The sequence below is a fragment of the Thermofilum uzonense genome (genome assembly GCF_000993805.1).
GTDB lineage: Archaea > Thermoproteota > Thermoprotei > Thermofilales > Thermofilaceae > Thermofilum > Thermofilum uzonense.
This window is the reverse complement of the sequence record NZ_CP009961.1, coordinates 1,355,353-1,367,330: the sequence shown is the minus strand read 5'-3', so window position 1 is coordinate 1,367,330 and position 11,978 is coordinate 1,355,353. Positions and strand designations below refer to the sequence as shown.

Below are 11,978 nucleotides of genomic sequence, written 5' to 3'. Positions count from 1 at the left end.
GGATGAGGAAGCGCTTCGAGCTAAAAGATTTAGCCTTCGAGAGGATTGAGAGACTATTAGAGTTTGCGGAAAAAATCCACAGTATAGAGCCGGAGCTCGCCGACAGGTATGGCAGCCTCGCCATGGCTATCGCAAGGAAGGCGAGATTAAGATACCCTGACTTTCTCAAGTCGCGGGTCTGCCGAAAATGCGGCGCATTCCTTGTACCGGGTGTCACCATACGCGTCAGGGTTAAGAACAGGGGAAAAATGAAATATATCAGTGTGACTTGTCTGAAGTGCGGGTATACTCGGAGGTATCCCCTGAACTGGAAGGACCGCTTGACGCGTAGACCGTGGCTTGCCCTCTACCAGAGGTGGGAGACTTGATCCGTCTACGCGGGATATACTCGACAGCCCTTGCCGGTCTTTTATCTGAGGCCGGCTACACTTTCAGCGACATCAGCGAAAAGACTAGGAGCAGGATCCCCGGCTTAAGGTTTTCACCGGAGAGTGTTCGTGCAACGATAAAAGATCTAGAACACCATAAGGGAATAGTCATTATAGGCGAGGAGGATGCTGTCGCAAACATTTACTCTATAATCGAGTCGAGCATAGGGAGCGAGTACTCAATCTTTGTAAGGGATGGCCCCTACACCGTCTACCGGGCCCGGATAATTGAGGCTGTGAAGGGGGGCTACACTGTCGAGCTCCCGGGTAGGAGAAAGGGTTTTCTCAGGACCTTTCAAAGACACACTATTGGAGATGTCGTGACAGCCCATGTCGTCAAACCGGCTATTTTTTCCCCAGTACTAGAGGAGGGAATAGCAGTGTCGGGAGACTATGTACGCGTGGTTGAAGGGAAGAGACACTCTGTAAGTGAACACATACACGACCCTCAATTCACTCTAGAGCTTCTGACGCTTGCCTCGACCAAGGCTAGAGGAAAATGGGGTGTAAGGTTCAGAAGCTCGTGCCGGGGAACAGAGATATTAAGGATTATGGAGGAGCTGGAGAAGCTACTCGGAGAGGCTGAAAGAGTCAAACAGGCCTCCGAGAAGATAGACGCACCCGCGCTGGTTAGGGCGGGTGAGTCGATAGCCCTCATGTATTTCTCCTTCAAGAGTTTTGAGCGGTTCGATACTATCAGGAGACGGTATTACCCGACTGTGCAGGGCCATCACCTCGTGAAATCCCTTGGCGACAACAATATCAGCAATAAGGTGGACGAGCTTGAGGCCTCGGCTAGTGATGATTCCGTCAACTTCTCGGAGAATTACTTCGACGAACTGATAAGGGTACTGTCAACGGGGACCGTCAGGGTGGTCCACGAGAAGGCGATGGGTAGAGGCTACACTTGGCTAGCCAAAGCGAGCATCAGCCCCACCGGCTATATACAGCTAGAACGTGAAGTGGAATCCAATGGATGGTATGATGGGCTGAGGGTAGAGAAGGTGAAGGGGGACCGGATTTTCACCCTTACATATCCGTCTAGCCGTTTCCTGGTTCACAAGTACGTTGACAAAGAGGATAACTTGAAGGGCATCTATGTTAACCTCAACACGCCTCTAGACTTTTCTCTGATACCGCCGAGCCTCTGGTACCTTGACCTTGCGCTAGACATCGCGTGGACTCCAGGCGAGGAGGCTAGGATAATAGACCAGGCAGAGTTCGAGGTGCTTCGAGTATCGGGGTTATACCCCAAGGGAAGTATTGAACACTACCTGGAGGCGGCCCGAAAGATACGGGAGCTTTTATCTCACGAACCTTTAAAGCTTTTAACAGGGCCGGACTTCCTGGTGAGACTGCAAGACTCTGTTTGGGGGGATGAAGCGACAAAAATACTAATGTCCTTTTCGAATAGGTTGAGGGGCTGATAACATTGGATATTCTATGGGCCCCCTGGCGAATGAAATACATCGAGTATGCGAAAATCGAACAGGATAGTGAGTGCTTCATCTGTAAGGCCACCAATAGCAATGAGGACGAGAAAAACCTCGTCGTGTACAAGGGGGAAAGCGTGATAGTGCTTATGAACAGATACCCTTACAACACCGGTCACTTGTTAGTTGCTCCTACACGCCACATCCCCGAGCTAAAGGCACTTACAGACAAGGAGCTGTGCATTCTCCTAAAAACCGTTAAAAACTCGGTGGAAGTCATCAGGGAAGCCCTGAAACCTGACGGGTTCAACATAGGGGTAAACCTTGGACGGGTCGCAGGCGCAGGGCTCGAGTCGCATGTACACATTCATGTTGTTCCTCGGTGGAACGGCGACACGAACTTCATGCCCGTCATCGCGGATGCAAAAGTTATACCGGAGGCTCTTCAAGACACTTACAGGAGGCTCGTCGCCCACAAGGACCTCTACAGGAATTCTGAAAACTGCGAGCTCGCTTAAGTAACTCCTTCAGAGAGAGGTACCGCTAGCATCCTTCTAGTAAAAATTATTTGAGAAAACCATATCCTATAAGGCGCCATCGCCCCGCTATCTGTCTCGACAATGCTACCCTTGTCCCTTCATCCGCAACCACGGGAATCTTGAGCTTCATGTGTACCTCGTCATGCCTAGCCGTGGTGACCACGCCTACTGAAAGCATTGTCCCAACATTGACCATCAGTACTTCCCCGTTCCGCACGGGATCCACTTTAAGCGGCTGATCTGTTCCCACGACCCTCTCTAGCAAATGCACCTCTAGATCTATTTCATACAAGGGCTCCGGCAGGCTTCCAGGCTTGCCCACAACATTGCCTATCAGGTTGTCAGCCTTGGATATGCTTGGATCGAGCTCTGTCCCTATCGCTATAAGTCCCCCCGGATAAGCAACCTCTAGGGGCTCCTCGCCCGACTTGAGGGACGTTATAGTCGTATAGAGCGGCTCCCAGACCTCCTGGCCGCCCTTCTTGAGCTTGACGCCGGGCTTTATCTCTACCTCGTCGCCTACCCTGAACTTTCCCTGCACGATCGTTCCTCCAAGAACTCCCCCTACAAGCTCGTGAACCGGCGTCCCAGGCTTGTTCACGTCAAAGCTACGAGCCACGAGCATCCGGGGTGGTAGCGAGTGGTCGCGCTCGGGCGTTGGCACGTACTTCTCGATGGCCCAGACTAGTGCGTCTATGTTGACCTTGTGGAGCGCCGATACAGGGATTATGGGAGCGTCTTCAGCCCAGGTGCCCTCGAGGAACCTCTTTATCTCGTTGTAGCTCTCCCTGGCCCTCTCCCTACTCACCACGTCTATCTTGTTCTGGACAACTATGATCCTCCTCACGCCAATTATGTCGAGAGCCGTAAAATGTTCTCTGGTCTGCGGCTGTGGGCACTCCTTCGTAGCGTCTATTACAAGCAGCGCTGCATCCATCATGGCTGAGCCTGCCAGCATGATCGACATGAGCATCTCGTGGCCGGGCACATCCACAAAAGAGACCTTCCTCACATATTCCAAGGGAGTCCCACAATACTTACATTTCATATCGCTAGGCAGGTTAGCAGAAGTGTAGTATTTTTGCGGTGGTGGACACTTCGGGCACTGGTAGATAGCTGTGTCAGCGTAGCCAATCTTAAGGGTTATACCCCTCTTAAGCTCCTCGCTGTGATGAGAAGCCCAGATACCTGTTAATGCTTGGATGAGTGTGGTTTTACCGTGGTCTACGTGACCTGCGGTACCTACGTTCACGAGAGGCTGCTTCTTGAGAGCCTCCGCGTACTCACTGTCCATAAGATCCCCCTCTTTTTCTTAAACCCTACCTTATAAATAATGTAACCCCCGGTGCGGCGGTAGGATTACATCCTTTGGGGTGGTTGTATCCCTAGGAGACTCATGCCGTTGCTGAGGACCTGTGCTACGGCTCTAACCAGCTCTAGTCTAGCCTCGCGTAGGCCTTCAGGCGCCTTCAAGACGGGCGTCGAGTCATAGTATCTGTTGAACTCTGATGCTAACGTGTTGAGGTAAGATGTTACAATGTCTGGTCTAAGGTTGTCAGCAGCCTCGACCACGGTTGAGGGAAACTCTCCCAGAAGTAGGATTACTGTCTTTTCCTCGCTGCCCAGGAGCCTTGGATCGCCCTTACCCGTGATTCCCTGCTCGCTTGCCTTCCTCAGGATACTGGCGGCCCTGACGTAGGAGTACTGTATGAAGGGTCCACTGTTCTGCTCGAAGTCTAGGACGCGTTCCCAGCTGAAGGTTATGACGCGGTTGGGCGTCTGGCTCAGCATGAAAAACTTCAGTGCGCCGAGACCTATCTTCTCAGCGTCTTCCTCGGTTCCCAGACCCCTCTTCTTTATCTCGGTTCGTGCCCTGTCAACGGTTTCCTGGATTATCTCGTCAGCAGAGACGTATACCCCCTTCCTGCTACTCATCCTTGTCCCGGGAAGCATTACTATCTCGTAGGCGTAGTGCAGCAGCCTCCTGCCTATATCCCGGTAGCCGAGAGCGTATAGCGCTAGCCTGAGCTGAGCCTGGGCCAGGGACTGCTGGGTAGCTATCACGTTGATCACTTTGTCAGCCCTTGCGAGCTTCCAGATGGAGTAGGCTATGTCCCTAGTAGTGTAGAGCGTCGTGCCGTCTGAGCGTTTAAGGGTTAAGGGAACAACCGTGAAGCCTGTTGGGATTCCAGCTGCCTCGCGCACCTCCCGCGACTCAGCTAAAAGGTCGGCTCGAAACACGAGGGCCCCGTCCTTCCTCTCGACAAGCCCGGTCTCTGAAAGCTTCCTGAGGGCATCCTCTGTCGCCTCGCTCCAGACTGTTATCTCGCTCTCCCAGTCCCAGCTGTCGAACACTATTCCGAGTCTGTGGAGTGTCTCCTTTATCCCGTCCAGACAAGTGTTTATCGTTTCACGTGTTGCTTTGACGGCCCAAGGCTCTCCTTCCTCGTACCCACGGTTTATCCTCCTTATCTCTGCCTCGGGATCCTCGCTCTCCCGGACGAGGTCAGCCAGAGTGTTGAATACTTCGGGGTACTGCTCGCTGTACTCTTTGAGCCTCGAGACATACTCGTCTATCCTGGAGTTGATCTGGGCTACCTTGTGGGGATCCTGCTCTTTCTCAGCCTCTCGTTTAAGCTTCTTGAGCTCGACTAGGAGATTGACCATCGTGTAAATGGCTCCCACGAAGTGGTCTGGCTTCTCGCTGCCGCGTAGACCCTTGACTCGCTGGAACCCGTAAACGGCAAACGCTACCTGGAGCCCTACATCGTCGATATAGAAGTGTGCCTTTACGTCGTGGCCCCGTGACTTGAGAAGTCTTTGAAGAGCATCGCCGAGAATCCCGTTCCTCAGGTGTCCGATGTGCAAAGGATGTATAGGGTTGGCGCTTACAAACTCGACGATTACCCGCTCCCTCTTCTCTGAAGCGATATGCCCGTACCGGTCGCCATGGACACGGATGGATTCCAAGACGACCGGCGCGTACTCGCTTGGGTTTACCTCGAGGTTTAGAAACCCGTTCACGACGCCCTTGAATCTTAGAAGATTGTCGGGAACTCTCCCCGCGGCTTCCCCAAGCCTCTTGAAAAACTCCTCGGCAGATAGCCCCGTTGCCCTGTAAAGCTTGAAAAGGGGCACTGAGACGTCCCCGTACTGTTTTTGAGCCCTTTTGGCCTCGATCAGTCCAAGATTTACCTCTACCCCGGCCTCGGCAGCAATCCTCCCGATATATTCTTTGACCTTGTCTCTGAGGAACCAGGACGGCGATTCAACAGCCATGAGACACCAAGCCTTGTCTATCCACAATAGTACTGTCTTAAAAGCATTCCACCCCTGTTTCTCATCGCTCCCTTTTGCGCAAGGCTTTTATAATTCCTGCAGACCTTTCCCGTGTAGAGGGCCCGTAGTCTAGTGGTTAGGATGCCGCCCTAGCTCGGCGCAAGGCGCTGGGCGGCGAGTACAAGATAGTTGATGAAGGGGTTCCTAGGAGCGGCGGTGGTCCCGGGTTCGAATCCCGGCGGGCCCACTCTCTATAATCTCAGAGGGAGACTCTAGTATGTCTTCTCCGCTAGGGCTCCACCAAGACTTGAACCTCGATGTCGAGGTCGGATACGTCTATACGAAGCCAGCCGGCCTGGACGCCCGGCATGATCCTCCCCTTGTCGCTGGGCCCCCATTGAAGGTGCCCTGTGAAGGGCAGCTTGGGGGTTATCTGGAAGCATTTTTCCCAGTTTGGGTTCGCGGCGTCCAGTATGCACCTGTAGAAGGTGAAGGTGAACTGGCTCCCGGTATACCTCTCCAAGCCCGACTCCCAGCTGTCCCCCCTCGCCAGGAAGTACTCATCGTTCTTCAACACCACGGTGAAAGCAGCGTAGCCCCCCAGGTCCTCCCTCACGTTGACCCTGAGGACAACCCTGCTCCAGTTCCTGGGCAGCTCGACGTAGAAGGTCCCGAGCCCGCCCCAGAACCTCCACGTGCCGTTGCCGAGGTAGCTGTAGTTCCCGGTGAAGGGGATCACGTAGAGCTTGCTCGCCTCCACCCTCGCCGGGACCTCTACGCCCCCGTACAACACGCCCCCCACGCCGCCCCTTGGGCTCCTGTAGCCGACAAGCCACGCTGCATCGATGAGGGTGTCCCCCCTGACCACGAGGCTCGCGTTGGGGGTATTCAGCGTGTAGTTCAGCCAGGCGCCAGCCTTCTCGATGAACGTGGATACACGCCACACGGGGACCTGATCCCTTTTCTCGTCAAGGGGTATTATCTCGCCCCTGAGGAGGAGCGTGGAGTTGTAGGGTAGCGCGAGCTCCACGGGCTCGTCGACCCTGGACCCGTTGACGTAGACGTGCCCGCCCGCCGGGTTGACGACGACCCTGTAAAGCCTCCGCTGGAAGCGCGCCTCCACCACGCTGTCCGAGTCAAACCTGTACCCCACGCCCGCGGCTCCCCCGCATCCAGCGCAGGGCTTGAACGGCTCACCGTTCACGCTCAGACTCGCGTTGAAGCCCTCCAAAGGCACAGCCTCGACGAAGAGGAGCACGGGCTCTTCGAATACGAGGGATGCGTTGCCCACAGGGGTCCCGTTCACGTACAACTTGCCCCCGAGTCCATACACTGTGAACCTGACCTCGAACCCCCTCCAGAACACAACGGTTACGCTCGTGTTGCCCCTGATCCTTAGCCAGTCAGCGACCCCGGGCGAGCCGTTGACGAGGAGCTGCTTGAGCCTCCACCCGCTTGCAGGCCTGGCCTCCAAGCTGACGACGCCGGGCTCCAGGAGCAGCGACGCGTTACCAACGGGTGAGCCGTTCACGTACAACGCCCCCTCACCCAGCACGGTGGCCGAGACGAGGACCTGCCTGGGCGCCTCCACCCCACCGCCCTGCAGGCCGTGTTGCCCACCGCTCTGCCTCGACGGCGGGAAGACGAGCAACAAGGCGAGCACTGCCAGGACAGCCGCCACGAGGGCTGCCAGCCTCCAGCCCATCAACTGGAACACTCGAAGCGGTGAAAAAAGCTTTGCTGCGGGCTTCACGACTCGCAACGGTAGAGACTCCTCCACCGCTGCCAAAGCACCACCGCCTCGGCTACGAGGACAAGGAGGCCCTCGCCGCGACCTCGAGGCCAACGCGGACATAAACACATGCCTGAGCATTGCCCACAAGGCAGGATACACCCCGCCAACACCGACGAGAATCTAGACCTACATCCCCACACACCAAGGCGTCACACCACTCAACGAGAAGAAAAAGACAACCACCGGGAGCAAAACAATAACCCCTAGAAGGGGTAACCCGGGAGCCCGCCCCAGTGACGCAGGGTGGCAGGCTGACTTTATGCTTATAACCTTCTCCGTTTATTTAGTACGGCTGTGAAGAGCCTTTGCGAGGACTGATCTGTGCTGAGTCGGACCCCGCTGAGCCTATGTTTTGAGTGCAAGAATCCCGTAGCCCTTCACGACTTTTATTATTTTGAAGCCGGTGAGTCTGAGCCTCTCGGCTACTCCTCGCTGGATATTCACTCCTCTCTGCCTCCCCGGTGCACCCGTGTAGTGGAAGACCCTGGCTCCGGGTTTAAGTACGCGGTGGAGCTTTGCGTAAAATTCGCGGCTGTAGAGGCGTGGGGAAAACGCGAAGACAGGCGGGTCGTGGAGCGCGAAGTCGAAATTTTTCTCTGGAAGCTCGTCGAGAACGTCTAGCGCGTCGCCTAGAACTATGTCGGCGTCAGCCAGCTTCCTGGAAAATGGGTTGTGCTCCGCAATCCATAGCACGTTTGGGTCAGCCTCTATGGTCGTCACCACTGCTCCCCGGTTTAAAGACTCGATCGCGGTGTAGCCGAGACCAGTGCATATGTCGAGCCCTACCTCTCCCCTCTTGACCCTGAGCATCCCCACCTTCCGGCTAGCGTCTTGTAGGGGGGTTGTTTCCTTTATGTTGTGCATGTGAACGCCGTCTATCTCTATTGTCGGCGCCACGTTCTCGCCAAGGTACATCAGCTTGTAGTAATGCTTAGCTCTTATCTCAACAAAATAGAAGTCGCCCTCTGCTGATATGAAGAGAACTTTCTCGGATTCTGCAAGCCTCTTTACAACTCCTAACTCTATCATCGACTCTCCCAAAGCATGAGTAAGTATAACACCCTCGTCATTCCTCACAGCCTCGGCTCGACCAAGGCCAAAGTCTACGGGAACCTTTACGGGTCGTCCCAGTGGCAGCTCGAGAATTATTCGTGCAGTAAAGGGGGTCAAGACCGTCCCTTTTCTCGGCTTGAAGGCAATCCTCTCAGGCATTTAAAGACCGCATAGAAGGTACTCTGAATTCGTAGAAAAAATTATTATGCCCCTCAATACTTGATTCTTTTTGACGCGGGGGTGCCCGAGCTAGGTCAAAGGGGGCGGACTGAGGCTCCGCTGGCGTCGGCCTGCCCGGGTTCGAATCCCGGCCCCCGCACTATTCTACCTCACAAGCTCAAGTTTGATAATAGTAATAACCCGTGAGAGGGGTAGCCGGGAGCCCCCGGTGACGCAGGCGGTGGTGTTTTATAATTGTGGGTGCTTATCTTAGGCAGGTGTTGGAGTTGAGTACGGCTGGACGCCTTCCCGTGCCCGTCGACCCTGATCGTATAGCGCTTGTTATTGGGCGTGACGGATCGAATAAGCGGAGGATAGAGGAGGCATTCAATGTGAGGGTTAACGTTGACAGTGAGAAGGGGTTTGTGTTTCTGGAGCCTGGGGAGAATTCAACGATGTATAATGTCTTTAGGGCTAAGAAGGCCGTGGAGGCTTTGGCCCTTGGATTTAGCGTTGACGATGTTGTCCTGCTCGCAGAGGATGTTTATGATTTCGAGGTCGTTGATCTTGGTGAGGCTGCAAGGAACCAGGCTGATCTGGCCCGTATAAAGGCCCGCGTGATAGGCTCTGAGGGCAAGTTTAAGCGTACTCTCGAGGAGATAACGGGAGTAAAGATAGTAATTGGCGAGAAAGTAGTGGGGCTTATCGGGGACTATGAGCAGCTGAGGCTGGCCAAGGATGCTATCTCGCGTCTTATTCGTGGCCAGTCACATCAGACTGTTCTCAAGCTCCTTGAGCGTGAAAGTTATGGATTGAGGAGGCGTAGGCTTGACTTGTGGGAGAGGATGAGCCAGGTATAGGTTATGTGTCCGGACCGGCTTGAGAAGGACTCCGAGCTTAGGAAAGTCTTAGAGGATGTATTCGACTATCGGACAATCATGGCGGTTTACAGGCTGATGAACAAAGGTGTTCTTTCTAAGCTCTATGGAGTCGTGTCTACGGGGAAAGAAGCAAGGGTTTACAGGGGGGTTACCCCTGAGGGCGATGACGTAGCAGTCAAGATCTATCTTGTCTGGACGTCGGAGTTTAGGAAGAGTCGTCTTAAGTATATCCTTGGCGATCCCAGGTTTGAAAATGCTCCCCGAGACCCAATAGGTTTTATAAACGCGTGGTGCAGGAAAGAGTTTCGAAACCTTAAAAGGGCTTACTCTATTGGTCTCCCGGTTCCTCGGCCCATAGCCTTCGAGGAAAACATTCTGATTATGGAGTTTCTTGGTGAGAGCGGCGTCCCATACCCCCTTTTGAAGGATAGACCCCCCGATGACCCTGGAAAGGTTTTAGAGGATATAAAGGGCTTTATTAAGAAGCTCTACCTAGAAGGCGAGCTGGTTCACGCGGATCTCTCAGAATATAACATCATGATAAAGGAGAACGACGAGATCATGGTCATCGATTTCGGGTCGGCGGTTCTCAGGTCGCACCCCAACGCTGTAGACTTTCTGAGAAACGATATCATCAATATTTACAGGTATTTCAGGAGCCTAAACGTGGAAACTGGTAGACCGGAAGAATTCTTGGAAGAGATTCTGCATGAACGTTAGGATGTTCCAGGCAAGCCTTTGCGCCTCGATGCAACATAGCGACCTCTAAGCCGTATCTCGCGCATCCTGCTCAGAACCCTCTGCGTAGATTCGTCACCTGCCCGCTCCCTATACCCTTCTATGAAATGCGAGAACAACAAATCAGTTGAGATTGGATGCGTGCTTTCGAGCACGCGGAGAAAAAGGTGGAGATCTGTGCCTTTGTCCTCTTCTCTCTGCGAGAAAAAGCCGAGACCAAAGTCCACGAGCCACACATCGTTCCCGCTTACAAGAAAGTTGCTGGTGGTTAGGTCACCGTGTATTATCCCGTTCATGTGTAGTGATGCAACCATGGAGCCTGCACGGTGCAAGAGATGCGGAATTTCTTCATTGCTCCCCTTTTCAATTACCTCCTTTAGTTTCAGGCCCTCAATATACGACATAACCAGTAATCCATCTTCCGCGTCTAGGTAGACGATGTCCGGGACATTTACCCCTAAGAGCCCAGCCTTGGCCAACAGGCGTGCCTCTAAGCTTGTCCTAGCCTTGCGTAGCTTCACGTCGAGTTGTGGATCCCTGTATGGTTTCGGCAACCTGTATTTAGCCACGACTTTCTCACTTGAGAGGACGCCTTCCACGAGAACTGCTTCCGCCCCGACAGCGATGATCCTTGCAGGCGAGAGCCCTATCTTCTCCTCCAGTAGTCTAGCTACTTCCTCCAAGGTATGTCCACCTCGTCAAGCCTCCAGAGAGGCCTTATCCTGCTCTCCTCTACCGGGATCGTGATTCCGCTCGTGTATGCGAGTGCACCTGTATACGCGATCATCGCACCGTTATCCCCTGCTAGTTCTCCCAATACCCTCGCAAAGGAAACCCCTCTAGACTCAGCCATTAGCTGTAGTTTCCTTGAGAGTAGCTCGCTCCTGGCGACTCCCCCCGTCAATACAACTTCTCTCTTGCCCGTGTGAGCCACTGCACGCTCTGTGACCTCCACAAGCATGGAGTACGCTGTTTCTAAGAGGCTGAAACAGAGATCCTCGAGCTTATAGCTTCCCTCCTTGTAGAGTTTTAACGCATATGTTAAGAGCCCGCTGTATGAGAGATCTTGACCCTTGACTACATAGGGAAGCTCGATATAATTGGATCCTTTCCTTGCAAGCTCTTCCAGCTTTGGGACACCTGGGAAGCCTAAGCCTATCTCGCGGGCAAAGGTGTCGAGACAGTTTCCAATGGGTATGTCTAGAGTTTCCCCGAAGACCCTATACCTGCCAGCGTTAAATGCGGATATGATTGTGTTCCCCCCGGCTACGTAGACTATTACGGGATCCTTAAACCCCGTAGTTAGCAGTGCAATCTCGATGTGTGCTACCGCGTGATTAACAGGCACGAGGGGCTTATCATACTTTAAAGCCAGGTATCTGGCCAGAGTCGCCCCCACGCGAAGGCATGGGCCCATACCCGGGCCGAGGGCTACGGCTATAGCGTCAAGATCCGGGGGATCAAGTGAGGCCTTCCTCAGGGCCTCCTTAAGAACTCCAGGGGCTACCTTGCTGTGATGCTCGGCAGCCTCGCTTGGCTTTATACCGCCCGAGGGGGGCCGATACGTCTTAAAAACGTTTGCGAGAATCTCGCCGCGCTCTGTAGCTATGCCTACCCCGAAAGTGTGCGCCGTTGACTCGATGCCGAGAACAATCGTCATGTTACCATAGAAA

At 54.0% G+C, this 11,978-nt stretch carries 12 protein-coding genes and 2 tRNA genes; 8 read left to right on the top strand and 6 right to left on the bottom strand.

The genetic code is table 11. The features are described from left to right. Nucleotides 1-2 precede the first annotated feature (2 nt). From MA03_RS07110 to MA03_RS07100, 3 genes are read left to right on the top strand one after another with little or no spacing between them, the layout of a single operon-like run. The gene (locus MA03_RS07110) at nucleotides 3-368 is read left to right on the top strand and encodes a ribonuclease P protein component 4 (protein ID WP_052884584.1); all 366 of its coding nucleotides are present in this window, start codon (nucleotides 3-5) and stop codon (nucleotides 366-368) included. Continuing rightward, nucleotides 365-1,855: a DUF402 domain-containing protein gene (locus tag MA03_RS07105; RefSeq protein WP_052884583.1), complete on the top strand. Its 1,491-nt coding sequence runs from the start codon at nucleotides 365-367 to the stop codon at nucleotides 1,853-1,855. Before MA03_RS07110 ends, MA03_RS07105 begins: the two co-directional genes overlap by 4 nt. 5 nt (nucleotides 1,856-1,860) lie before the next feature. Further along, nucleotides 1,861-2,379 (top strand): HIT family protein, encoded by a 519-nt coding sequence (locus MA03_RS07100; RefSeq protein ID WP_052884582.1) that lies wholly within the window; start codon nucleotides 1,861-1,863, stop codon nucleotides 2,377-2,379. A 46-nt stretch (nucleotides 2,380-2,425) separates the two neighbouring features. On the opposite strand, the gene MA03_RS07095 is transcribed toward MA03_RS07100, so the two are convergent. Next, nucleotides 2,426-3,694 (bottom strand): translation initiation factor IF-2 subunit gamma, encoded by a 1,269-nt coding sequence (locus MA03_RS07095; protein ID WP_052884581.1) that lies wholly within the window; start codon nucleotides 3,692-3,694, stop codon nucleotides 2,426-2,428. A 65-nt stretch (nucleotides 3,695-3,759) separates the two neighbouring features. After that, a complete protein-coding gene (locus MA03_RS07090; RefSeq protein WP_052884580.1) occupies nucleotides 3,760-5,679 on the bottom strand; it encodes an arginine--tRNA ligase in 1,920 nt (639 codons plus the stop codon). Nucleotides 5,680-5,797: 118 nt separating this feature from the next. Between MA03_RS07090 and MA03_RS07085 the strand changes: the two genes are divergently transcribed. After that, a tRNA-Val gene (locus MA03_RS07085) sits at nucleotides 5,798-5,926 on the top strand. Nucleotides 5,927-5,968: 42 nt separating this feature from the next. Here the strand turns inward: MA03_RS07085 and MA03_RS07080 are convergent. Then, nucleotides 5,969-7,153, bottom strand: coding sequence for a hypothetical protein (locus tag MA03_RS07080; RefSeq protein WP_191118516.1), 1,185 nt, complete (start codon nucleotides 7,151-7,153; stop codon nucleotides 5,969-5,971). On the opposite strand from MA03_RS07080, the gene MA03_RS08795 reads away from it, so the two are divergent. Continuing rightward, entirely contained in the window at nucleotides 7,104-7,598 is a 495-nt protein-coding gene (locus MA03_RS08795) for a hypothetical protein (RefSeq protein WP_219731631.1), read from the top strand. The two genes, MA03_RS07080 and MA03_RS08795, sit on opposite strands and share 50 nt — an antisense overlap. Nucleotides 7,599-7,819: 221 nt before the next feature. Here MA03_RS08795 and MA03_RS07075 read toward each other — a convergent pair whose 3' ends face one another. Further along, on the bottom strand, nucleotides 7,820-8,686 hold the full coding sequence (locus MA03_RS07075) for a methyltransferase domain-containing protein (RefSeq protein WP_052884578.1): 867 nt from the start codon (nucleotides 8,684-8,686) through the stop codon (nucleotides 7,820-7,822). Between the two features lie 75 nt (nucleotides 8,687-8,761). Between MA03_RS07075 and MA03_RS07070 the strand changes: the two genes are divergently transcribed. The 3 genes from MA03_RS07070 to MA03_RS07060 all read left to right on the top strand — a co-directional run bounded on the left by MA03_RS07070 (nucleotide 8,762) and on the right by MA03_RS07060 (nucleotide 10,287). Then, nucleotides 8,762-8,846, top strand: a tRNA-Leu gene (locus MA03_RS07070). Between the two features lie 118 nt (nucleotides 8,847-8,964). Beyond that, entirely contained in the window at nucleotides 8,965-9,546 is a 582-nt protein-coding gene (locus tag MA03_RS07065; RefSeq protein ID WP_219731630.1) for a KH domain-containing protein, read from the top strand. A 3-nt stretch (nucleotides 9,547-9,549) separates the two neighbouring features. Next, nucleotides 9,550-10,287: a serine protein kinase RIO gene (locus tag MA03_RS07060; RefSeq protein ID WP_052884576.1), complete on the top strand. Its 738-nt coding sequence runs from the start codon at nucleotides 9,550-9,552 to the stop codon at nucleotides 10,285-10,287. Here the strand turns inward: MA03_RS07060 and MA03_RS07055 are convergent. Both MA03_RS07055 and kae1 read right to left on the bottom strand, forming a co-directional pair. Continuing rightward, the gene (locus tag MA03_RS07055) at nucleotides 10,284-10,988 is read right to left on the bottom strand and encodes a Kae1-associated kinase Bud32 (protein WP_052884575.1); all 705 of its coding nucleotides are present in this window, start codon (nucleotides 10,986-10,988) and stop codon (nucleotides 10,284-10,286) included. The two genes, MA03_RS07060 and MA03_RS07055, sit on opposite strands and share 4 nt — an antisense overlap. Then, nucleotides 10,976-11,965 carry a KEOPS complex N(6)-L-threonylcarbamoyladenine synthase Kae1 gene (gene kae1, locus MA03_RS07050; protein ID WP_052884942.1) on the bottom strand — a complete coding sequence of 330 codons (990 nt, stop codon included), beginning with the start codon at nucleotides 11,963-11,965 and terminating at the stop codon, nucleotides 10,976-10,978. Before kae1 ends, MA03_RS07055 begins: the two co-directional genes overlap by 13 nt. Between the last annotated feature and the right edge of the window lie 13 nt (nucleotides 11,966-11,978).